The organism is Pseudomonas sp. GW456-E7, assembly GCF_059424105.1.
In genome coordinates this window covers 1-23,448 of sequence record NZ_JBWKZB010000008.1, presented here as the reverse complement: position 1 = coordinate 23,448, position 23,448 = coordinate 1, and the positions used below count along the sequence as shown (strand labels likewise).

Genomic DNA, 23,448 nt, shown 5'->3' with positions numbered 1-23,448 from the left:
CTTCTCGTCGAGGGGGCGGATCAGTGGGAGTGCTCAGCCGAGGCTTTGCCCAATTCCGATTTGAGAACGAAGCTGCCGGCGCCGGCGACTTGCACGCCGGGCTCCAACCCCTGGGTGATTTCCACCTGACCGGCCGCGCGACTGCCCAGCTCCACCGCTTGCGCCTTGAAGCCGTCGTCGGTGCGCACGAACACGGTGGGTTTGTCCTCGACCGTCTGGATCGCAGTTTCGGGCACGGCGACTTTGGCTTGTCGGCTGTCGGTGGCGACCAACGCTTTCACGAACAGCCCCGGACGCCACGAACCTTGCGGGTTTTCCAGGGTGACGCGAACCGTTGCAGTGCGCGTCTGTTCGCCCAGTAAACTGCCGACGTAAGCGACGGTGCCGACGACTTCTGCCCCCAGCTCCGGAGCGCTGACAGAGACCGGTTTACCGACCTGTACCTTGTTCAAATCCTTGGGCGAAACGCCGAACGTCACCCACACCCGGGACAGGTCCGAGAGCGTGAAAGCAGCTGTGGTCTCATCGACCACCTCCCCCGGTGTCAGGTGTTTTTCCACCACTACGCCGTCAAAGGGCGCACGCAATTCGTATCGATTGCCGCCGCTGGCGACCACGCTGCCACTGAGTACGCTGATTTTCTGTCGGGCATTGCTCAGGGCGATTTCGGCCTCTTCCAACGCCTGACGGGCCTGGAGGAAATCCTGCTCGGGGGAAATCTTGTCCTGCCACAACTGCCGCTCACGCTCGAACGTGGTGCGCGCCAACGCCAGACGCCGCTGTGCGGCTGCCTGCTCGCTGCGCTGATCGGAAATCTGCTGACTGGCGATCACCGCCAGCAACTGCCCCTTCTTCACCGACTGCCCGAGGTTGACCGACACCGACTCGACCACCCCCGGCACACGAGGCACCAGGTGCGCGGTGCGGTCCTCGTCAAAGCGCACTTCCCCGGGGAACTGCAGGCCAAGACTGATGTTCTGTGCCTGTGCTTCGGCCAGTTGAATGCCGGCCGCCGTGATCTGCTCGGTGCTCAACGTCAGGTGCCCTTCTTCGCCTTCGGCATGTTCGCCGTCGGCTGCTGCGCCTTCTTCAGCATGGTCGGCATGCTCCGCAGCCTCATCGGCGTGGGCATCAATCGATGTGTTGCCCGGCCACATCGAACCAATAGCAACGCCCAGCACCAACGTCGCTGCAACGACAACGATCAGTTTTTTATCCATGGAAACTCCTCTGCGTCATACCGCCGAGGCGGTCGAGCAGTTATGTGAAAGATTAAATTCAGGGGCTGACGCCGAACGCGCCGAGATCGCCAAAAATGCGTTCGATGCGCACCCGCGCGTCCGTCGCCTCGGCAACGGCCTGGATGTACTGGGTGCGGGCGCTGATCAGGGTGCGCTGAGCATCGAGCACGTCGAGGAAACCGAACTTGCCCATTTCGAAACCGCGAGTGGCGCTCTCGACGGCACTTTGCGCGGCGGGCAGGATGGTCTGGTTGAACGCTTTGACTTCGCTGTTGGCGGTCTGCCATTGCGCAAGCGTGGTCTGGATTTCCGTACGCAAGCGCAGTTCGGTGGCGTTGCGCAGATCCCGCGCCTGATCAGCGCGCCGCGCCGCCGCCAGCACGTTGCCCTGATTGCGGTTGAACAGCGGAATCGGCATTGACAGCCCCACCACGTTCACCCGCTCACGCTCCGTTTCGCTGTATTGGCTGCCGACACTGACGGTCAGATCAGGAATCCGCTGCGCTTTCTCCAGCCCCAAAGAAGCCTCACGCTGATCGATCTGCAATTTGGCCAACCGCAGCTCGGGGGTTTCGTTCAGGCGCTCGAGCAACCGGGCCGGCGGCGGCAAGGAGGGCATGCCTTGAGGAGCGGTCTGCACACTGACCAACGTCGGCAACGATGCGCCCATGACCTGCGCCAGTTGCTGATAGGCATTGGCCTGATCGCGCTCGGCCCGGCTCAATTCCAGACGCACTTCCGACAGTTGCACTTGCGCCCGCGTGCCTTCGACCGACGATGATTTGCCCGCCTGGATACGGCCCTGCGTCACCCGCAGTCCCTGCTCGGCCAGTTCCAGTGACTGGCGGGACAACTGCAAGCGATGCTGCGTCGTTTGTGCGCTGGAGAACGCCTGAATCACATCGGCGCGCAAGGCGTTGCTCCTGCGCTCCAACTCGATTCCGGCGGCATCCTGCGCACGGCTGGCGACATCGATCCGCGCACCGCGTTTGCCGCCCAGTTCAATTGACTGGCTGAGCATCACCGTGGTGGTTCGCGACTCACTCCGCGTGTCTTCGGCCTCCCACGACACTTCAGGGTTGGGGACCAAACCGGCCTGTTGTCGATCCCCTTCAGCAATTCCAATCTCCCATTGGGCGGCCGCCAACTCCGGGTTGCCGGCAAATGCCGTTTTCAGGGCCTGATCCAGCGTCAATGTCGAGCCGGACGAAACAGCCGCCAGACACGGGCCGGCCAGTAATAAAAAGCAGGTGGCCGTCACCACGCCTGCAGTTTTTTTCAGGCGTGATCGCGCAGTCAGTTCTCTTAAACCGGGCAATGGAGTACTTCCTTTTTAAATCAAGAAAATTCAATGTCGCCACGGTAGGGTTTTGAACTTATCGACAAGGTGACTGGAACATTACAAATACGTTATCCACCGCTCCAGCGAGTTGTTTTGCTCTACCATGCGAAGTGCCAACCGCCATGTAGCAATACAAAGAAACAAATGCCCGGTATTTATCCGCCGAACAGTACTTGCCCGCTTTCAATTCCCATGAGGCTGAAGCATTTTCGACGCAGCCCTCTGCGTCAGGCTGTCACACCAGGCCATTTTAAGGGCTCGAGGCCTGGTCTTGCTGTTGACCCTGTAGCCGCTACAGACTTTATCGTGCACGCCTTGACCGGAGAAATCTCTGTAGAGAGGAAGAACCCATTCAACTCTCCGTTATAAATAATCGTCCGGAGCCTCTATAAGAACAACAACTTTCCCGACCACCTTAATTACATTTTCTTTAAATATAAGTGGTGATTGATCATGCGAATCCTTGTCGTCGAGGACGAGCTTAAAACTGCCGAATACTTACATCAGGGACTGACGGAAAGTGGTTACATCGTTGATCACGCGGCCAATGGAACCGATGGACTGCATCTGGCACAACACCAGGTTTACGACGTGGTGATACTGGACGCCAATCTGCCGCAACTGGACGGTTGGGGCGTACTGGAACAACTGCGCCGCACCCGTTCTACTCGCGTGATGATGTTGACCGCTCGAGGTCGTTTGGCCGACAAGATTCGCGGTCTGGATCTGGGCGCCGACGATTATCTGGTCAAACCCTTCGAGTTCCCCGAATTGCTGGCACGGGTGCGTAGCCTCATGCGCCGCAGTGAAAACATCCCGGTTCCGCAAGTACTCAAAGTGGCCGATCTGGAACTCGATCCAGGGCGCCACCGCGCCTTTCGCGGCGAGCAGCGCATCGACCTGACTACCAAGGAGTTCGCCCTGCTGCATCTGCTGATGCGCCAGTCTGGCGAGGTGCTTACTCGCACCCAGATCATATCGCTGGTGTGGGACATGAACTTCGACTGCGACACCAACGTGGTCGAAGTTTCGATCCGGCGCTTGCGGGCGAAAATCGACGACCCGTTCGACAACAAGTTGATTCACACCCTGCGCGGTGTCGGCTACGTGCTGGAGGCGCGGGAATGAAGTCTGCGAGCCTGTCGCTGCGCCTCGGTCTGACGGTCAGCATTGTCGGGGCGCTGCTGGTGGTGTTCCTGGCGATCCTCGCTTATTTCACCCTGACCCACGAGTTGAACGCAGTATCCAGAGACAGCCTGGAAAAGAAGATGGAGCAAGTTGAACACAGCCTGGCGCTGTACACCGATCCCGGAGAAATCAGTTCGAAGCCGCACATTTTGCTCGACCAGGTCATGGGGCATGACAACCTCACTCTGACCATTTACGAGCTCAGCAGTCTGCGCGCACCGCTATTGAAGTCCGGCACCGGCATGGCCGATCCGCGCCTCGAATTGAAGGCGGTGCGGACGACCACGGATCAGTTAACTTACTCCACAGGTACCGACGCTCAGGGCACGAAGTTCCTCACGGCCTCCAGACTGATCCGCATCAAGGACGGCACCCGCGTCCCGGTGCTGTTGTCGATGGACAATGCTCACGATCAGGCGTTGCTCCGCGCTTATCTGCGTTCGACGCTGATGGCTTTGCCGTTACTGCTGATTTTCATCGGTCTCAGTGCCTGGGTGGCAGTGCAGCGTGGCCTGGCACCGATGCGCGAGTTTCGCAAAGTGGCGGAGATGGTGTCGACGCAGGACCTTGACCATCGACTCTCGGTGGTGAGCATGCCGCAGGAACTCAGTGAACTGGCGCAAGGCATCAATTTTATGCTGCATCGCCTTGACAGCGGCGTGCAGCAGTTGTCGCAGTTCTCCGATGATCTGGCCCACGAATTGCGCTCGCCTATCAATAATCTGATGGGCAAGGCACAGGTAACACTGTCTCGGGAACGCACGACTCAGGAATACAAAGATATTTTGGTGTCGTGTACCGAAGAACTGGAACGCGTCGCACGAATAGTCTCGGACATGCTGTTTCTGGCGCAGGTCAGCCACCCGGCATCGCTCGCACCTTTCGAGCTGATTGCGCTGGAAGATGAAGCCCTGAAAGTCGCCGACCTGTTTTCCCTTTCGGCGCAGGACAAGCAGATTCATCTGAGTGTGGTGGGCGGTGCTCGCGTGCTAGGCGACCGGTTGATGATTCAACGGGCGATCTCGAACCTGCTGTCCAACGCACTGCGCCACTGCCCGGCCGGGCAAACAGTTTCGCTGCTGATTGAACAAGGTGCGACGCAGGTTTCCTTGCTGGTCAGCAATCCCGGTGCGGGCATCGAAGCGCAGCATCTGCCGCATCTGTTCGACCGCTTTTACCGAGTCGACAGCAGCCGTTCCCGCGCTCAGGGCAGCACCGGACTGGGCCTGGCCATCGTGCGCTCGATCATGAGCCTGCATCAGGGGGTGGCGGAGGTTAAGAGCCTGCCGGGGGCGATGACGGTGTTCAGGTTGGGGTTTCCTGCGATTGAGGGTGAGGCGCCTTGAGGTATCAGACTTGAGATTTCCGCTGTCGGGGCCGGCCTCATCGCGGGCAAGCCCGCTCCCACAGGTTATGTGTCGTCCACAAGATCTTTGGTCACTCTCGGTCACTGTGGGAGCGGGCTTACTCGCGAAGGGGGCGGAACGGGCACAAACAAAAACGGCACCTTTCGGTGCCGTTCGCCTTTCACATTCCCAAACACTTACTTACGCGCATCCGCCCACGATTTCAGCAGCTCGCTGTAGCTCACGGTCTCGCCTTTCGGCTTCTCGTTTTCCAGTTTAGGTTTCGGAGCGCCCGGCTGGTCGAACCAGTACTGAGCATCGCGCTCGGGGTTCATTTTCGGTGCGCAGGTGGCTTGTGCCTTCGAACGCTCCAGGCGGGTCATGATCGCGTCCTGATCCTTGGCCAGGCCGTCGAGTGCCTGTTGCGGGGTTTTGTCGCCGCTGGCCGCTTCGGCGATGTGGCTCCACCACAACTGCGCGAGGCGAGGATAATCAGGTACGTTGGTCCCGGTCGGGGTCCATTGCACGCGGGCCGGGCTGCGGTAGAACTCCACGAGGCCACCGAGTTTCGGCGCCAGGTCGGTCATCGCTTGTGAGTTGATGTCCGATTCGCGGATAGGCGTCAGGCCGACGATGGTTTTCTTCAGCGACACGGTTTTCGAGGTCACGAACTGCGCATAGAGCCAGGCCGCCAGTTTCTGCTTCTCAGGCGTGGACTTCATGAAGGTCCAGGAACCCACGTCCTGATAGCCCAACTTCATGCCCTCTTCCCAGTACGGTCCCCGTGGTGACGGCGCCATGCGCCATTTCGGCGTGCCATCGGCGTTCATCACCGCCAGGCCTGGCTTGGTCATGTCGGCGGTGAAGGCGGTGTACCAGAAAATCTGCTGGGCGATGCTGCCCTGGGAAGGCACCGGGCCGGATTCGGAGAAGGTCATGCCCGCCGCTTCCGGTGGCGCGTACTTTTTCAGCCAGTCGACGTACTTGGTGGTGGCGAACACCGCCGCCGGGCCGTTGGTGTCGCCGCCGCGGGTCACGCTGGAACCCACCGGGTGGCAGTCCTCGACACGAATGCCCCACTCGTCCACCGGCAAACCGTTGGGGATGCCCTTGTCGCCGCCACCGGCCATGGAGAACCAGGCATCGGTGAAGCGCCAGCCCAGGGACGGGTCCTTCTTGCCGTAGTCCATGTGCCCGTAGACGCGCTTGCCGTCGATTTCCTTGACGTCTTCACTGAAGAACTTGGCAATGTCTTCATAGGCCGACCAGTTCACCGGAACGCCCAGCTCGTAGCCGTACTTTTCCTTGAACTTGGCCTTGAGGTCCGCGCGTTCGAACCAGTCGGCACGGAACCAGTACAGGTTGGCGAACTGCTGGTCAGGCAACTGGTAGATCTTGCCGTCCGGCGCAGTGGTGAAGGAAATGCCGATGAAGTCCTTGATGTCGAGGGTCGGCGAGGTGAAGTCCTTGCCTTCGTTCGCCATCAGGTCGGTGATCGATTCGGTCTTGCCGTACCGAAAGTGCGTACCGATCAAGTCCGAGTCGTTGACCCAGCCGTCATAGATGCTCTTGTCCGATTGCATCACGGTCTGCAGCTTTTCCACCACGTCGCCTTCCTGCAGCAGGTCGTGGGTCAGCTTGATCCCGGTGATCTCGGTGAAGGCCTTGGCCAGGACCTTGGACTCGTACTCGTGGGTAGCGATGGTTTCCGAGACCACCTTGATGTTCATTCCGCGGAAGGGCTCCGCCGCCTTGATAAACCACTTCAATTCTTCCAGCTGCTGATCGGCCGTCAGTGTGGATGGCTTGAATTCACTGCCGATCCATTTTTTTGCGGCATCTTCGTAGGCATCGGCCCAGGCCGAAGCGCTCAAACCGCTGAGTGCCAGCATGGCTGCCAATGAAATGCTATGTCGCAGCTTATTGTTTTTGTCGAACATAAGACCTCCTTATAGGGTTTCGGAGCAGGCTCTGTACGAGAGCTGCCTGCGCGTCGATCATGCTGCGTTAAAAACAGGCTCGGTATGCTCATTGACTGACGTCAACTCCGCTACCTCGCCTGTTTTTGCCTTGCCTGATCGCCGCTCGGCGATCTCTCGTACAGACCCTAGCCCCAACGCATCACAGCCAACAGCCACACCAGGGACAACGCGAACGCCACCCAGATGCTCCAGTCGGTGACGCCGATTACCAGCAAATGCAGGTAGGCGCTGCCGAGAAGACCGATGAACAAGCGATCGCCACGGGTGGTGGCAATCGGTAGCAAACCTCGCCGAAGCACGCTCGGCGAACGCAACTCCCAGGTGGTCATGCCCACCAGGATCAAGGCAATGACGCCGAAGAACGCCGCCGTGGGGGCGGTCCAACTCATCCATTCCATCATCAGTTCCTCATACCCGACCCAGGGCAAAGCCCTTGGCCACGTGGTTGCGAACAAACCAGATCACCAGCATGCCCGGCAGGATGGTCAACACCCCCGCCGCCGCCAGTACACCCCAGTCGATACCGGATGCCGAGACCGTACGCGTCATCACCGCCGCGATGGGTTTGGCGTTCACCGAGGTGAGGGTTCGCGCCAGCAGCAGTTCGACCCAGGAAAACATGAAGCAGAAGAACGCCGTCACACCGATGCCGGAGCCGATCAAAGGGATGAAAATCTTCACGAAGAACTTGGGAAAACTGTAGCCATCAATGTAGGCGGTTTCGTCGATTTCCTTGGGCACGCCGGACATGAAGCCTTCGAGAATCCACACCGCCAGCGGCACGTTGAACAGGCAGTGAGCCAGGGCCACGGCGATATGGGTGTCGAACAGCCCGATCGACGAATACAGCTGGAAGAACGGCAACAGGAACACCGCCGGCGGCGCCATGCGGTTGGTCAGCAACCAGAAGAACAGGTGCTTGTCACCCAGGAAGCGATAACGCGAAAACGCATAAGCCGCCGGCAATGCCACGGTCAGGGAAATGATCGTGTTCAGGCTCACGTAATACGCCGAGTTGATGTAGCCGGTGTACCAGCTCGGGTCGGTGAAGATCACCTTGTAGTTGGCCAGGGTGAAATCCTGCGGGAACAGCGTCAGGCCGCCGAGGATTTCGCTGTTGCTCTTGAAGGACATGTTCAGCAGCCAATAGATCGGCACCAGCAGGAACAGGATGTAGAGCAGCAGGGGTATCAGCTTTCTCTTGCTCATGGCAGGCCTCAACGGTTGGCGTCAGAGTGAGTCATGGCGGTGTAGAACAGCCAGGACACCAACAGGATGATCAGGAAGTACACCAGCGAGAACGCCGCGGCCGGCCCCAGGTCGAACTGGCCGACCGCCATCTGGGTCAGGGTCTGGCTGAGGAAGGTCGTGGCATTGCCCGGACCGCCGCCCGTGAGCACGAAGGGCTCGGTGTAGATCATGAAACTGTCCATGAAGCGCAGCATCACGGCGATCAGCAGCACGCTCTTGAGTTTGGGCAACTGAATGTGCCGGAACACCGCCCAGGCCGAAGCACGGTCGATCCGCGCCGCCTGGTAATACACATCCGGAATCGCCCGCAACCCGGAGAAACACAACAGCGCCACCAGCGAGGTCCAGTGCCAGACGTCCATCACCAGCACCGTGACCCAGGCGTCCATGGTGTTCGCCGCATAGTTGTAGTTGATTCCCATGGCCTTGAGGCTCGCCCCCAGCAAGCCGATGTCGGCGCGGCCGAAGATCTGCCAGATGGTGCCGACCACGTTCCACGGGATCAGTAGCGGGATCGCCAGCACGATCAGCACCACCGACGACCAGCGGCCCTTGGTCGGCATGGTCAGGGCAATGGCAATGCCCAGCGGAATTTCGATCAGCAGCACGCAGGCGGAATAGATGAACTGGCGCAGCAGCGAGTCGTGCAGCCGAGGGTCGAGCAGTACCTGCTTGTACCAGTCGGCACCGACGAAATAGCGGCTGGACTGGTCGAAGATGTCCTGCACCGAATAGTTGACCACGGTCATCATCGGGATCACCGCACTGAACGCCACCAGCAGGAACACCGGCAGCACCAGCCACCAGGCCTTGTTGTTCTGCACCTTGTTCATGGCTGCACCTCTTGGCTGGCATGGGCTTCGAGCAGGAAATCATCGGCATAGACCATCAGCCATTGCGCCGGAAAGCTGATGTAGGCCGTGCCCTGCGGCACCGGTTTGTCTTCGGCCAGGCGCACTTTCAGGGGCGTGCCATCGAGGTCGAGGCTCATGATCTTGTAGGTACCCAGGTCTTCGACGTGTACGACCTGTGCCCGCAGCGCATCATCAAAGGCTTCGTCCCACACATGGACGAACTCCGGGCGAATGCCGACCTTCAGGGTTTTCCATTCGGATTCAGCGATGCGTCGCTGCATGGCCTCGGACAGCGGCAGGTGGGTGGAGGCGAACCCGACGCCCCCCGGTTGCGGCTGAACCTCGATCAGGTTCATCCCCGGGCTGCCGATGAAGTAGCCAACAAAAGTGTGGCTCGGGCGCTCGAACAGTTCCCGTGGTGTGCCGAACTGCACGATCTGCCCGCCGTACATCACCGCAATCTTGTCGGCGAAGGTCGAGGCCTCCAGTTGATCGTGGGTGACGTAGACCATGGTGATGTTGAACTGCTCGTGGATCTGCTTGAGCTTGCGTCGCAGCTTCCACTTCAGGTGCGGGTCGATCACCGTCAGCGGCTCGTCGAACAGGATCGCCGACACATCGTCGCGCACCAGCCCGCGACCCATGGAGACTTTCTGTTTTTCGTCGGCGGTGAGGTTGCGCGCCTTTTTGCTCAGCAGGTTCTGCAGGTCGAGGACTTCGGCGATTTCCTGCACCTTGGTATGAATCCTTGCCTCGGCCATGCCCTGGTTGCGCAGGGGGAAGGCCAGGTTGTCGAACACCGTCATGGTGTCGTAGACCACCGGGAACTGAAAAACCTGAGCAATGTTGCGCTTCTCCGGCGTCAGGTCGTTGACCGCTTTGCCGTCGAACAGCACATGACCCTGGGACGGACTGAGCAGCCCGGAAATAATGTTGAGCAAGGTTGATTTGCCACAGCCCGACGGACCGAGCAACGCATAGGCGCCGCCCTGCTCCCAGATGTGGTCCATCTCGCGGATCGCGTAGTCCTCAGGTCCCACCGGGGTTTTGGTGTAGCTGTGGGCGAGGTTCTGCAAACGGATTTCGGCCATCAGGCTACCCTCGCGACACGCTGGCCCGGCGCCTGCACCAGCCGGCCCTGCGTATCGAACACAAACAGTTTATGGGTCGGGATGTAGATACGGATCGGCGCATCGACGTCGTATTCGTGAACACCCGGCAAGTGCAGCACCAGCAGGAAATGCTCGTTGCGCACGTGCAGGAAGGTTTCCGAGCCACTGATTTCGGCCACCTCGACGGTCACCGCCAGTTCAAGGTCATCGTCATTGCTCGGCACCAGCGAGATATGGCTGGGTCGCACGCCGAAACGGAACTCGCCCTCGCCCACCGGGCGCAAATCGACGTTCAGCGGAAAGTGCACGAAGTTGGCGAAACTCACTTCGTTGCCGGCAATGCGCCCCGGCATCAGGTTGATCGGCGGTTCGGAGAACAGCTCCGCCGCCAGCACGGTTTGCGGCTGGTGATAGACCGAAGACGACTGGCCGCTCTGGATTACCCGACCTTCGTGAAGAATGGTGGTGGTACCGCCCAGGGCCAGGGCCTCGTTGGGTTCGGTGGTGGCGTAGATCGCGATGGTATGGCGCGCCTTGAACAGCTCGCGCATTTCCTGGCGCAGTTCCTCGCGCAACTTGTAGTCGAGGTTGACCAGCGGCTCGTCGAACAGGATCAACTCGGCATCCTTGACCAGCGCCCGGGCCATGGCCGTGCGTTGTTGCTGGCCACCGGAAAGCTCCAGCGGATAACGCTTCAGAAATTTTTCGATGCGCAGCATCTTCGCGGTTTCCAGCACCTTGCTCTGGATCAGCTCGCTGGATACACCGGCCTGGCGCAGCGGCGAGGCGATGTTGTCGAACACCGTCATGGTCGGGTAATTGATGAACTGCTGATAGACCATCGACACATTGCGCAAGCGCACCGGCCGTTGGGTAACGTCGACACCGTTCATCAGGATGCGGCCGCTGTCGGGCTTGTCCAGACCGGCCATCAGGCGCATCAGACTGGTTTTGCCGGACAGGGTGCGACCCAGCAAAACGTTGAAGGAACCGGGTTCAAAACTCAGGTTGGCATCGTCGATCCAGGTCTGGCCCTCGACGGTGCGGCTGACGTGCTCCAGGGTGAGTGACATGGCTCGGCCTTTTATTATTGGAGTCAAGCGACCGGAGCGATAAAGCGACATCCGTGCCAAAAATCCCAAGCCATTGATTCAGCTGGAAATGAGTGAAAACCACAGCCCGTCGACGTTCGTTGCTGAACACAAATGAACAATCTGAAATGAACAATTGAACAGTTCACCCATTGACAGTGAACAATAGTGAACAACACTCTAGACACCGTTCACGCCTCCCTGTAGGAGCTGCCGCAGGCTGCGATCTCTTGATCTTGCTCTTCAAAAACAAAATCAAAAGATCGCAGCCTGCGGCAGCTCCTACAGGGGGCGCATGTAGCCATAACAACAATAAAATGCTGATTCAGAGACTGACTGCCATGCCCGCACCCGCATCGCCGCTGTCCCACGACGCCATCATCCAGGACTCCTGGTCGCGTTGCCGCGCGTTCGGCCTCAGTCATCAGAGCGCGCCGGCATTCGATCAATTGCCGGCCGCGGGCATCGCACAATTGCTGGAGAGCCAGCATTCACTGGTGCAAACCACCCATCAGGAAGTGCTGCCCTACTACGAGAACATCCTGAGCAATTCCAATTGCCTGATCATGCTCGCCGACCATCAGGGCCAGGTGCTCACATCGTGGGGCACCCAGCGCTTTATCGAGCCGAAACTGGCCCGGGGTTTCAGCGCCGGCGCCAGCTGGATGGAACGTTGCACCGGCACCAACGCCATTGGCACCGCCCTGGCCTGTGAGCAAGCCGTGCACATCGAGCACGATGAACATTTCCTCAAGGCCAACCGCTTCATGACCGGTTCCGCCGCGCCGATTTTCGATGCCGAGCGCAAGGTGATCGCGGTGCTGGACGTGTCCAGCGACAGCTACCTGCCGCCATCGCACACCCTGGGCATGGTCAAGATGATGAGCCAGACCGTGGAAAACCGGCTGATCCTCAACCTGTTCCATGGCCAGCATTTCCAGTTGACGTTCAATACCGGGCTGAACAACCTCGACAGCCAATGGGCCGGCTTGCTGATTTTCGATGAAAGCGGCCAGGTGCTGTCGGCCAATCGCCGGGCCGACAATCTGCTGGGCATCAGCCTGTCGCGGGTCAGTGTCGAGAGCCTGTTCAAGGTCTCGTTGCTGGAGCTGCTCAATCAGCCCGAAGGCCTGCCCTTTGCCTTGCAAACCTCAGGACGCAACCGCTTCCAGTGCCTGCTGAAGCGGCCGAAACAGGCATCCATTCAACCTCGAGTGTTCACCGAGCCGGTTGTCGCTGCACCCGCGGCCATCAGCCTCAACACCCTGCATTTCGGCGACAGCCGCGTGGAAAAAGCCGTGCGCCAGGCCGAACGCTTGCTGGAAAAAGACATTCCACTGCTGATCCACGGTGAAACCGGGGTCGGCAAGGAGGTCTTCGTCAAAGCCCTCCACCACGCCAGCTCGCGCAGCAAACAAGCGCTCATCGCCGTCAACTGTGCGGCGATTCCCGCCGAACTGGTGGAATCCGAGTTGTTCGGCTATGAGAAAGGCGCGTTCACCGGTGCCAACCAGAAAGGCAGCATCGGGCTGATCCGCAAGGCTGACAAAGGCACGCTGTTTCTCGACGAAATCGGCGACATGCCGCTGCCGACTCAGGCGCGTCTGTTGCGGGTGTTGCAGGAGCGTTGCGTGCAGCCAGTGGGCAGCAGCGAATTGTTCCCTGTGGACTTGCGCATCATTTCAGCGACCAACCGCTCGCTGCGCGAACAAGTACAGCTGGGGCGGTTTCGTGAAGACTTGTACTACCGCATCGGCGGCCTGACCCTGGAACTGCCGCCCCTGCGTGAGCGCAGCGATAAGGAGGCACTGTTCAAGCGCCTGTGGGAGCAGCACCGCGAACCAGCGCAATGGGCCGGTTTGAGCCAGGAAGTGATGGCGTTGTTCAGCCGCCACCCGTGGCCGGGCAACTTGCGCCAGGTCAGCAGCGTGATACAGGTGGCCCTGGCCATGGCCGAAGAACAACCGGTGCGGGCAGAGCACTTGCCGGATGATTTTTTTGTCGACCTGGAGATGGAACCGGTGGAGACGCCGGAGCCGCTGGGCATCGACTTGAATGATGTGGAAGCACTGAATCGGCAGTTGCAGGCGGTCGGGGGGAATATTTCGTATCTGGCGCGGCTGTTGGGGGTTAGCCGCAATACCCTTTACAAGCGGTTGCGGCAGTTGGACGGTTGAAAAAGATCGCAGCCTGCGGCAGCTCCTACAAGGTGTACGCAATCCACATGTAGGAGCTGCCGAAGGCTGCGATCTTTTGATTCTAAAAAACAAAAACCCGCACAAGGCGGGTTTTGTCTGTAACGCAAGCAGCAATCAGTCAGCCAGACGCCAGGTCGTGCCGCCCTTGCCGTCTTCCAGCACCACGCCCATGGCGGTGAGCTGGTCGCGGATGCGGTCGGATTCGGCCCAGTCCTTGCCGGCACGTGCCGCCAGGCGAGCGGCAATCAGCGCCTCGACTTCAGCTGCATCCACGCGCCCTTCGGCACCGGCCTGCAGGAAGTCATCGGCTTCCAGCTGCAATACACCCAGCACGCTGGCCAGTTCTTTCAGACGCGCCGCCAGGCCGGCCGCTGCATTGAGATCGCTCTCGCGCAGACGGTTGATCTCGCGGACCATCTCGAACAGCACCGCGCAGGCTTCCGGCGTGCCGAAGTCGTCGTTCATCACCTGGGTGAAACGCTCGACGAAGGCTTCGCCGCCGGCAGGTGCCACGTTCGGCAGGCCTTTCAACGCGTGGTAGAAACGCTCCAGGGCGCCCTTGGCGTCCTTGAGGTTGTCTTCCGAATAGTTGATCGCACTGCGGTAGTGGCTCGACACCAGCAGGTAACGCACGACTTCCGGGTGGTACTTGTCGAGCACGTCGCGGATGGTGAAGAAGTTGTTCAAGGACTTGGACATCTTCTCGCCATTGATACGGATCATGCCGCAATGCATCCACGCGTTGGCGTAGGTCTTGCCGGTGGCCGCTTCGCTCTGGGCGATTTCGTTTTCGTGGTGCGGGAACTCAAGATCGCTGCCGCCGCCATGAATGTCGAAGGTCTCACCGAGGCAGCAGGTCGACATCACCGAGCATTCGATGTGCCAGCCCGGACGCCCGGCGCCCCACGGCGATTCCCAGCTCGGCTCGCCCGGCTTGGCGGCTTTCCACAGCACGAAGTCCAGCGGGTCCTGCTTGGACTCGTCGACTTCGATGCGAGCGCCGATGCGCAGGTCTTCGATCTTCTTGCGCGACAGTTTGCCGTAGCCCATGAACTTGCCGACGCGGTAGTACACGTCGCCATTGCCCGGGGCGTAGGCGTAGCCCTTGTCGATCAGGGTCTGGATCATCGCGTGCATGCCCGGGATGTGATCGGTGGCACGCGGCTCCATGTCCGGCTTCTTGATGTTCAGGCGCGCTTCGTCTTCGTGCATCGCCGCGATCATGCGCTCGGTCAAGGCTTCGAACGACTCGCCGTTCTCGTTGGCCCGATTGATGATCTTGTCGTCAATGTCGGTGATGTTGCGCACATAAGTCAGGTCGTAGCCGCTGAAGCGCAACCAGCGGGTCACCAGGTCGAACGCAACCATGCTGCGGCCGTGGCCCAGGTGGCAGTAGTCGTACACGGTCATGCCGCACACGTACATGCGCACCTTGTTGCCATCGAGCGGCTTGAAGACTTCTTTGCTCTTGGTGAGCGTGTTGTAGATCGTAAGCACGTTATTTCCCTTGACGCTGAATCACTGGCCCCACGAATCACGCAGGGTCACGGTACGGTTGAATACCGGCTGACCTGGTTTCGAGTCCTTGAGATCGGCGACGAAGTAACCTTCGCGCTCGAACTGGAAACGGTCTTCCGGCTGTGCATTGCCCAGCGAGGGTTCAGCACGACAACCGGTGAGTACCTGCAGCGAGTCAGGGTTGATGTTGTCCAGGAAACTGGCGCTGTCTTCGGCCTTCTCCGGGTTCGGAGAACGGAACAGACGATCGTACAGACGCACTTCGCACTCGACGCTGGCCGCGGCCGGCACCCAGTGCACCACGCCTTTGACCTTGCGGCCTTCCGGGTTCTTGCCCAGGGTGTCCGGATCGTACGAGCAGCGCAGTTCGACGATGTTGCCATCGGCGTCCTTGATCGCTTCGTCGGCGCGGATCACGTAGCTGCCACGCAGACGCACTTCACCGGCCGGCTCCAGGCGCTTGTAGCCCTTCGGCGGCTCTTCCATGAAGTCTTCACGGTCGATGTAGATTTCACGGGCGAACGGCAAAGCGCGCACGCCCATGTCTTCTTTCGGGTGGCACGGCAGTTCGAGGTTCTCGACCTGGCCTTCCGGGTAGTTGGTGATCACGACTTTCAGCGGACGCAGCACGCACATGGCACGCGGGGCGCTCTGGTCGAGGTCGTCACGGATGCTGAATTCGAGCATGCCGAAGTCGACCACGCCGTCGGAACGGTTGGTGCCGATCATTTCGCAGAAGTTGCGGATCGATTTCGGCGTGTAGCCACGGCGGCGGAAACCCGACAGCGTGGACATGCGCGGGTCGTCCCAGCCGTTGACGTGCTTCTCATCGACCAGCTGCTTGAGCTTGCGCTTGCTGGTGATGGTGTAATTCAGGTTCAGGCGGCTGAACTCGTACTGGCGCGGGTTGGCCGGCACCGGCAAGTGCTCGAGGAACCACTCGTACAGCGGACGGTGGCTTTCGAACTCCAGGGTGCAGATCGAGTGGGTGATGCCTTCGATGGCGTCCGACTGACCGTGGGTGAAGTCGTAGTTCGGGTAGATGCACCACTTGTCGCCGGTCTGGTGGTGGTGAGCGTGACGGATGCGATACATGATCGGATCACGCAGGTTCATGTTCGGCGAGGCCATGTCGATCTTGGCCCGCAGCACCCGTGCGCCGTCCTTGAACTCACCGGCTTTCATGCGGGCGAACAGGTCCAGGTTCTCTTCGACGCTGCGGTCGCGGAACGGGCTGTTCTTGCCAGGTTCGGTCAGGCTGCCACGGTATTCCTTGGCCTGTTCCGGAGTCAGGTCATCGACGTAGGCATTGCCGGATTTGATCAATTCCACCGCCCAGTCGTGCAACTGGTCGAAATACTGCGAGGCGTAGCGCACTTCACCGGACCACTCGAAGCCCAGCCATTTGACGTCGCTTTCGATCGCGTCGATGTATTCCTGGTCTTCCTTGGCCGGGTTGGTGTCGTCGAAACGCAGGTGCGTGACGCCGCCGAACTCCTGGGCCAGGCCGAAGTTCACACAGATCGACTTGGCATGGCCGATGTGCAGGTAGCCGTTGGGCTCAGGCGGGAAACGGGTGACGATCTGCGTGTGCTTGCCCGAGTCCAGGTCTGCCTGGATGATCGGCCGCAGGAAGTTGACCGGCACGGCTGGGCCGGTCTTGGCATTCGAGGTAGGGTCGACAGTGGGCTTGCTCATAGGATCCTTGAACGTACAAGTGCGTGGCCGTAATGAAGGCCGGACAAAACAAAGCCGCTATCATAGCCGATGCCGTCAAGTGCCTGACAGAGCGCACTCTGTAAACCGTCGCATTTAATGGGCCGCAAATGAAAAAACTGCCTCGAAATTCGCGTCTGGCACGCTAAACTGCGCACCTTGGCCAAAAAGGCTGAACCGGTGGCGGGACATGCTGTTCCAACACCACGAATTCCTTAAGTATGCTTCTCCTGAAAAGAGTGCTGATCATGACCCAAGTCAAATTGACTACCAACTTCGGCGACATCGTCCTCGAACTGAACGCCGACAAAGCCCCGATCACCGTGGCCAACTTCGTCGAGTACGTTAAAGCCGGTCACTACGAAAACACCGTTTTCCACCGCGTCATCGGTAACTTCATGATCCAGGGCGGCGGTTTCGAGCCAGGCATGAAAGAAAAGAAAGACAAGCGCCCAAGCATCCAGAACGAAGCCGACAACGGTCTTTCCAACGACAAGTACACCATCGCCATGGCCCGCACCATGGAGCCGCATTCGGCTTCCGCACAGTTCTTCATCAACGTGGCGGACAACAGCTTCCTCAACCACAGCGGCAAGAACGTTCAAGGCTGGGGCTACGCGGTATTCGGTAAAGTGACCGCCGGCACCGACGTTGTCGACAAGATCAAAGGCGTGGCCACCACTTCCAAGTCCGGCCACCAGGACGTACCGGCAGACGACGTGATCATCGAGAAAGCCGAGATCATTGAGTGATATTGCTGATTTCAGATTTACATCTGGAAGAGGAGCGCCCGGACATTACCCGGGCGTTTCTGGATTTGCTCGCCGGACGCGCCCGCTCGGCGAGTGCGTTGTACATCCTGGGCGACTTTTTCGAAGTGTGGATTGGCGACGACGCCATGACGCCCTTCCAGCGTTCCATCTGCCAGGCCCTGCGCGACCTCAGCGACAGCGGCACGGCCATTTTCCTGATGCACGGCAATCGTGATTTCATGCTCGGCAAGGCCTTCTGCAAGCAGGCCGGCTGCACCCTGCTGAAAGACCCGAGTGTCGTGCAATTCAACGGCGAGCCGGTGCTGCTGATGCACGGCGACAGCCTGTGCACCCGCGACGAAGGCTATATGAAGCTGCGTCGCTACCTGCGCAACCCGATCACCCTGTTCATCCTGCGCAACCTGCCCTTGCGCACCCGGCACAAGCTGGCACGCAAACTGCGCAGTGAAAGCCGTGCCCAGGTGCGGATGAAGGCCAATGACATCGTCGACGTCACGCCCGAAGAGATTCCGCGGATCATGCAGGAGTACGGGGTGAAGACCTTGATCCACGGGCATACCCATCGTCCGGCGATCCACAAGTTGCAGTTGGGCGACCAGGCCGCCCGGCGCATCGTGCTGGGGGATTGGGATCGCCAGGGTTGGGCGTTGCAGGTGGATGAGCAAGGGTTTGCGCTGGCGCCGTTTGACTTCGCCCCGCCGCCACAATTGGCAGCTCCCGCGAACTGAAGGCTGTAGGAGATCCCTGTGGGAGCGAGCTTGCTCGCTCCCACAGGGGTTCTGCAGTGTTTGTTAGTGCCCGGCAGACGCCGCAGGCCCCGCCTTCGCCGTAAACGGCGGCTTGGCCAGCCACACGATCAGGATCAGCCCCATGAACATCCAGCCCAGCAAGGTGAAGTAATCCACCGTGGACATGATGTACGCCTGGCTGATCACCATCTGATCCAGTTGCGTGTAGGCCCTGGCCCCCGCTCCGCCCAGGTTGCTCAGTGCTTCGCGGGTCGCCGGGTCGAACGGGGTGATGCTTTCGGTCAGGTAGGCATGGTGCTGGTCGGCACGGCGAATCCAGATCCAGGTGGTCAGTGACGCCGCGAAACTACCGCCCAGGGTCCGCAGGAACGTCGCCAACCCGGAACCATCGGCAATCTGGCTCGGCGGCAGGTCCGAAAGCAGGATGGTCAGGGTCGGCATGAAGAACAGCGCCACGCCGATCCCCATGAACAGCTGCACCATGGCGATGTGCTGGAAATCCACTTCATTGGTGAACCCGGCGCGCATGAAGCAACTGAGGCCAATGGCCAGGAATGCCCCGCCGGCCAGTAACCGCATATCGAACTTCGGTGCGTATTTGCCAACAAAGGGGGCCAGCAACACCGGCAGGATCCCCAGCGGCGCCACGGCAAAACCGGCCCAGGTCGCGGTGTAGCCCAGGCGTGTCTGCAGCCACTGCGGCAGGATCAGGTTGATCCCGAAGAACCCGGCATAGCCCAGGATCAGCACGATGGTGCCGTAGCGGAAGTTGCGGTGGGCGAACAGGCGCAGGTTGACCACCGGGTGTTCGTCGGTCATTTCCCAGATCACGAAGAACACCAGGGCCACCACCGAAATCACCGAGCCGATCACGATGAAGGTGGATTCGAACCAGTCGGCATCGTTGCCCTTGTCGAGCACGATCTGCAGCGCCCCGACACCGATGATCAGCGCGATCAGACCGACGTAATCCATCGGCTGGCGGCTGGTGACCACCGGGCGCTTTTTCATCTGCTGGGTGACCACCCATGCCGCGAACAGGCCGATGGGCACGTTGATGAAGAAAATCCACGGCCAGCTGTAGCTGTCGGTGATCCAGCCGCCGAGGATCGGCCCGGCAATCGGCGCGACCACGGTGACCATCGCCAGCAGCGCCAGGGCCAGCCCCCGTTTCGCCGGCGGATAGACCGCGATCAGCAACGTCTGGGTCATCGGGTACAGCGGCCCTGCCACCACCCCTTGCAGCACCCGGAAGCCCACCAGCTCGGGCATCGAGGTGGATATCCCGCACAGGAACGAAGCCAGCACGAACAGCAGCGTTGCCCAGACAAACAGCTTCACCTCACCAAAACGCCGACTGAGCCAACCGGTCAGCGGCAAGGCGATGGCATTGCTCACGGCGAACGAGGTGATGACCCAGGTGCCCTGCTCCGAACTCACGCCCAGGTTGCCGGAGATCGTCGGCAGCGCCACGTTGGCGATGGTGGTGTCGAGCACCTGCATGAAGGTCGCCAGCGACAGGCCGATGGTGCTGAGCAGCAGGCTGGGGGGCGTGAAAGAGGCGTTATTGCTCATCGCGAATCCTTGGAAGCCTGGTTGGTGCCGCGTCCATTACGGACGCAGCCAACCCTGTGGGAGCGGGCTTGCTCGCGAAGAGGTCGGCACATTCAACATGGATGTCGCCTGACACTCCGCCTTCGCGAGCAAGCCCGCTCCCACAGGGTCGAGGTAATGGCATTTCAGCGTTGCGCGGTTTTGCTGACCGCGGCGCTGTTGTCGTGGATCAACTGGGTGATCATCGCGTCGGCCTCGGCCAACTGACGGTCGTAGACGTTGGTGCTGAACGACGCCTTCTGCGGCGGCTGTTGCGCCAGCACCGGCCCGCTCTGGTCGTGCAGGTCCACGTCGACCATGGTCGACAGGCCAACCCGCAGCGGATGTTTGGCCAGTTCTTCGGCGTTGATGTGGACTCGCACCGGTACGCGCTGCACGATCTTGATCCAGTTGCCGGTGGCGTTCTGCGCCGGCAGCAGGGCAAAGGCGCTGCCGGTGCCGGCGCCGAGGCTGTCGATGGTGCCGCTGTATTTCACGCTGCTGCCGTACAGGTCCGTCTCGATCTCCACCGGTTGGCCAATGCGCATGTCACGCAGCTGGGTTTCCTTGAAGTTGGCGTCGATCCACAGCTGATCCAGCGGAATCACCGCCATCAGCGCGGTACCCGGTTGCACGCGTTGGCCCAGTTGCACCGAACGCTTGGCCACGTAACCGGTAACCGGTGCAATCAGGACGCTGCGTGAGTTGTTCAGGTAGGCCTGACGCAGTTGTGCGGCGGCGGCCATCACGTCCGGGTGCGAAGACACCACGGTGTCATCGACCAGCGCGCTGGTGGTCTTGAGCTTTTGTTCGGCATTGGCCAGGGCGTTTTGCGCCGAGGTCAGGTCGTCGCGGGCGTGGGACAGCTCTTCCTGGGAAATCGCCCCGCCGGCGGCGAGGTTCTTGCGCCGGCTGAAGTTGTCCTGGGCCTTTTGCACTTCGGCTTTCTGCGCGTTGACCTGGGCTTTCATGCCATCCACATCGCTGTACAGGCCGCGAACCTGACGCACGGTTCGCGCCAGATTGGCCTGGGCATTTTGCAGACCGATTTCAGCGTCGTTCGGGTCAAAGTTCACCAGCACCTGGCCTTCATGCACCAGATCGCCATCGTCGGCGCCGATGCTGACCACGGTGCCCGTGACCAGCGGGGTGATTTCCACCACGTTGCCGTTCACATAGGCGTCGTCGGTGCTTTCGCTCCAGCGCCCGTAGAACTCGTGGTAGGCCCAGACGCCCGCGCCGCTGAGCACGACGGCGGCAGCCAGGACCAGCAGCATGAACTTGCGTTTGCCCGAGCTGGGGTTGCCCTGGGAGTTTTCAGGAGGTTGAGTTGTATCGGCAGAGGCCATGACGAGTACCTTGAATTAGTGGGTCAGCGTGGCTGGCGTGGCGTCGGCCGAGGCGATGGCCTCAGGCTGGAAGCCGCCGCCCAGCGCCTGCATCAGTTGGATCGACAGGTCGATCTGCTCGGCATTCAGGTTCGCCAGCTGACGCTGGGCCTGGAGCAATTGCTGCTCGATGCTGAGCACGTCCAGGTAGTTGCCGATGCCGGAACCGTAACGCTGGACCACGGTGTTGTAGGAATCCTGGGCGATGTCGGTGGCGTGCTGCTGGGCAGCGATCTGCCGGCCGATATCGCGCAACTGGTTGATGCTGTCACTGACATCCCCCAGCGCCTTTACCAGGCTTTTGTTGTACTGCGCCACCGCGAGGTCGTAGTCGGCGTCGCGCGAATCGAGGTCGGCGCGCAAGCGGCCACCGTCGAAAATCGGCACAGAAATCGTCGGTGCAATGTTGAAGAAGCGGCTGGCCGATCCAAACATCGCATCGCCCAACAAGGACTCGGCGCCGGCAGCGGCGCTGAGGTTCAGGTTGGGGTAGAACCGGGTCTTGCCGGCGTCGATGCTTTTGCTCGCAGCCTCAACCCGCCAGCGCGCGGCGACCAGGTCCGGGCGACGCCCGAGCAACTCGGCCGGCAACACCGAAGGTAGCGCTACCGCACTCGGCTGAAGAATGTTCGGCCGGGCAATTTCATTGCCGCGGTCCGGACCTTTGCCGAGCAGCACCGCAAGGGTGATCTTCGCGCTGTTCAGGCGCTTTTCAGCGTCGATCAAATTGGCCTGGGAGGTGGCTTCCAGGCTTTCGGTCTGCTGGAACTGGTACTGGCTGTCGATCCCGGCCGTCAGGCGCCGTTGGCTCAGGTCGAGCATTTGCCGGGTGCGCTTGAGGTCTTCGTTGGACAGGTCATACACGATGTGCGCCTGACCGAGATCGCTGTAGGCCCGGGCGACGTCGGCAGCCAGGGTCAGTTGCGCGGCCTGCTGGTCGACTTCGGCGGCACGGGCCTGGCCGAGGGCCGCTTCCCAGGCATCACGCTGGCCGCCCCACAGGTCGAAGTTGTAGTTGAAACTGGCGCTGATGTTGCGCACGGTGGCGTACGCGTCACCCTGCCCGAGCGGGTCCTGGTCCCGGGCCAGGCGCGAGCGGCTGACACCGGCGCTGGCATCCAGGGTCGGCATCCGCGCGGCGTCGGCGGCGTAGGCGGCGGCGCTGGCCTGGTGGGCACGGGCGTCGGCGATCTGCATGTCCGGGCTGTCGCGCAGGGCCTCGCGGATCAGGCCGTCGAGTTGCGGGTCGCCGAGGCTTTTCCACCAGTCGCTTTTCGGCCAGGCGGCCGGCGACAGGGTCACGCCGCCGAGGGATTGCCCGGCCTTGAAGTTTTTCGCATCGAGACTGACACCTTCGGTTTTCAGGCCGCTGTAACTGGCGCAACCGGCCAGGCTCATGGCCAACAGCACCAGGCTCAGGCCGACACGCAAGGGTTTACTGCTCATTTGTCACCTACTCGCAGCAGGGTGATCGAGTCACCGGCTGCTACCAAAATCTTCTTCAGAATCATCTCCAGGGTTTTCAGCTCATCTGGAGTGATGGCACCGGCCAGTTCATTCATGGCTTCGGCACCGATGTGCGGCAGGCGATCAGCCAGCCTCTGCCCTTCCTCCGTGAGTACCAGCTGCACCTGGCGACGATCCGCCTCGGAGCGTTGGCGGGCGAGGAACCCCTTCTGTTCCAGACGATCGAGCATGCGCGTCATCGAACCGCTGTCCAGGGACAGGTGACGGCACAACTCGCCCGGCGAATCGACGCCGAACTGGGCCATGATGATCAACACCTTGAACTGCGCGGCAGTGATGCCGTGGGGTTCCATGTGGGTGTCGATGATCCGGTCCTTGAGCAGCGCGGCGCGTCCGAGCAGCAGGCCGAGATGGCAATTGTGGAAATCGTCTGGAGAGAAATGCTTCATCTGACCACCGGTTAGCTGCCTAGGCAGTGAATGTATGTCTAAATGTTACTGCCTAGGCAGCGAATGTCAACGTAATAGTTAGCATGCTTGGTAAATAGTTGACTAATGGCATCAGATTTTGTGCTGTCCGCACCGACGCTTTCGCGAGCAAGCCCGCTCCCACAGGGATCGCGCTGAACCTGTGGGAGCG

General features: G+C 60.6%; 19 protein-coding genes. 5 read left to right on the top strand and 14 right to left on the bottom strand.

Features of this window, described 5'->3' with window-relative positions:
* Positions 1 to 20: 20 nt before the first annotated feature.
* Positions 21 to 1,220 carry an efflux RND transporter periplasmic adaptor subunit gene (locus tag AC07YV_RS07620; protein ID WP_102699208.1) on the bottom strand — a complete coding sequence of 400 codons (1,200 nt, stop codon included), beginning with the start codon at positions 1,218 to 1,220 and terminating at the stop codon, positions 21 to 23.
* Positions 1,221 to 1,278: 58 nt separating this feature from the next.
* The gene (locus AC07YV_RS07615; protein WP_102699209.1) at positions 1,279 to 2,559 is read right to left on the bottom strand and encodes a TolC family protein; all 1,281 of its coding nucleotides are present in this window, start codon (positions 2,557 to 2,559) and stop codon (positions 1,279 to 1,281) included.
* 477 nt (positions 2,560 to 3,036) lie between these two features.
* Between AC07YV_RS07615 and AC07YV_RS07610 the strand changes: the two genes are divergently transcribed.
* Together AC07YV_RS07610 and AC07YV_RS07605 are read left to right on the top strand one after the other, a co-directional pair.
* Positions 3,037 to 3,711 (top strand): heavy metal response regulator transcription factor, encoded by a 675-nt coding sequence (locus AC07YV_RS07610; RefSeq protein ID WP_102699210.1) that lies wholly within the window; start codon positions 3,037 to 3,039, stop codon positions 3,709 to 3,711.
* Positions 3,708 to 5,117, top strand: a complete 1,410-nt coding sequence (locus AC07YV_RS07605) for a heavy metal sensor histidine kinase (RefSeq protein WP_102699211.1) — start codon at positions 3,708 to 3,710, stop codon at positions 5,115 to 5,117. Before AC07YV_RS07610 ends, AC07YV_RS07605 begins: the two co-directional genes overlap by 4 nt.
* A gap of 197 nt (positions 5,118 to 5,314) precedes the next feature.
* Here AC07YV_RS07605 and AC07YV_RS07600 read toward each other — a convergent pair whose 3' ends face one another.
* From AC07YV_RS07600 to AC07YV_RS07575, 6 genes are all read right to left on the bottom strand, one after another.
* Positions 5,315 to 7,057, bottom strand: a complete 1,743-nt coding sequence (locus AC07YV_RS07600) for an ABC transporter substrate-binding protein (protein WP_102699212.1) — start codon at positions 7,055 to 7,057, stop codon at positions 5,315 to 5,317.
* 167 nt (positions 7,058 to 7,224) lie between these two features.
* Positions 7,225 to 7,497 (bottom strand): DUF2160 domain-containing protein, encoded by a 273-nt coding sequence (locus AC07YV_RS07595; RefSeq protein WP_015094367.1) that lies wholly within the window; start codon positions 7,495 to 7,497, stop codon positions 7,225 to 7,227.
* Positions 7,498 to 7,507: 10 nt separating this feature from the next.
* Entirely contained in the window at positions 7,508 to 8,308 is an 801-nt protein-coding gene (locus AC07YV_RS07590; RefSeq protein WP_007970460.1) for a carbohydrate ABC transporter permease, read from the bottom strand.
* An 8-nt stretch (positions 8,309 to 8,316) separates the two neighbouring features.
* Positions 8,317 to 9,183, bottom strand: coding sequence for a carbohydrate ABC transporter permease (locus AC07YV_RS07585; protein ID WP_102699213.1), 867 nt, complete (start codon positions 9,181 to 9,183; stop codon positions 8,317 to 8,319).
* Positions 9,180 to 10,295 carry an ABC transporter ATP-binding protein gene (locus tag AC07YV_RS07580; protein WP_102699214.1) on the bottom strand — a complete coding sequence of 372 codons (1,116 nt, stop codon included), beginning with the start codon at positions 10,293 to 10,295 and terminating at the stop codon, positions 9,180 to 9,182. Before AC07YV_RS07580 ends, AC07YV_RS07585 begins: the two co-directional genes overlap by 4 nt.
* Positions 10,295 to 11,389, bottom strand: a complete 1,095-nt coding sequence (locus tag AC07YV_RS07575; protein WP_015094365.1) for an ABC transporter ATP-binding protein — start codon at positions 11,387 to 11,389, stop codon at positions 10,295 to 10,297. The genes AC07YV_RS07580 and AC07YV_RS07575 overlap by 1 nt, the downstream gene beginning before the upstream one ends.
* A 359-nt stretch (positions 11,390 to 11,748) precedes the next feature.
* On the opposite strand from AC07YV_RS07575, the gene AC07YV_RS07570 reads away from it, so the two are divergent.
* A complete protein-coding gene (locus AC07YV_RS07570; protein ID WP_102699225.1) occupies positions 11,749 to 13,584 on the top strand; it encodes a sigma-54-dependent Fis family transcriptional regulator in 1,836 nt (611 codons plus the stop codon).
* A 135-nt stretch (positions 13,585 to 13,719) separates the two neighbouring features.
* On the opposite strand, the gene cysS is transcribed toward AC07YV_RS07570, so the two are convergent.
* The gene (gene cysS, locus AC07YV_RS07565; RefSeq protein WP_007970481.1) at positions 13,720 to 15,102 is read right to left on the bottom strand and encodes a cysteine--tRNA ligase; all 1,383 of its coding nucleotides are present in this window, start codon (positions 15,100 to 15,102) and stop codon (positions 13,720 to 13,722) included.
* 21 nt (positions 15,103 to 15,123) lie between these two features.
* Positions 15,124 to 16,821, bottom strand: coding sequence for a glutamine--tRNA ligase/YqeY domain fusion protein (locus AC07YV_RS07560; RefSeq protein WP_102699215.1), 1,698 nt, complete (start codon positions 16,819 to 16,821; stop codon positions 15,124 to 15,126).
* Between the two features lie 266 nt (positions 16,822 to 17,087).
* On the opposite strand from AC07YV_RS07560, the gene AC07YV_RS07555 reads away from it, so the two are divergent.
* A complete protein-coding gene (locus tag AC07YV_RS07555; protein ID WP_095966512.1) occupies positions 17,088 to 17,591 on the top strand; it encodes a peptidylprolyl isomerase in 504 nt (167 codons plus the stop codon).
* Positions 17,588 to 18,340, top strand: a complete 753-nt coding sequence (lpxH, locus tag AC07YV_RS07550) for a UDP-2,3-diacylglucosamine diphosphatase (protein WP_007970487.1) — start codon at positions 17,588 to 17,590, stop codon at positions 18,338 to 18,340. The genes AC07YV_RS07555 and lpxH overlap by 4 nt, the downstream gene beginning before the upstream one ends.
* A gap of 63 nt (positions 18,341 to 18,403) precedes the next feature.
* Here lpxH and AC07YV_RS07545 read toward each other — a convergent pair whose 3' ends face one another.
* The 4 genes from AC07YV_RS07545 to AC07YV_RS07530 form a co-directional block, all read right to left on the bottom strand.
* A complete protein-coding gene (locus AC07YV_RS07545; protein ID WP_102699216.1) occupies positions 18,404 to 19,936 on the bottom strand; it encodes a DHA2 family efflux MFS transporter permease subunit in 1,533 nt (510 codons plus the stop codon).
* A gap of 164 nt (positions 19,937 to 20,100) precedes the next feature.
* A complete protein-coding gene (locus AC07YV_RS07540) occupies positions 20,101 to 21,303 on the bottom strand; it encodes an HlyD family secretion protein (RefSeq protein ID WP_102699217.1) in 1,203 nt (400 codons plus the stop codon).
* Positions 21,304 to 21,318: 15 nt separating this feature from the next.
* Complete coding sequence (locus tag AC07YV_RS07535; protein WP_102699218.1) at positions 21,319 to 22,788, bottom strand: efflux transporter outer membrane subunit; 1,470 nt, start codon at positions 22,786 to 22,788, stop codon at positions 21,319 to 21,321.
* Positions 22,785 to 23,258, bottom strand: coding sequence for a MarR family winged helix-turn-helix transcriptional regulator (locus tag AC07YV_RS07530; protein ID WP_102699219.1), 474 nt, complete (start codon positions 23,256 to 23,258; stop codon positions 22,785 to 22,787). Before AC07YV_RS07530 ends, AC07YV_RS07535 begins: the two co-directional genes overlap by 4 nt.
* Between the last annotated feature and the right edge of the window lie 190 nt (positions 23,259 to 23,448).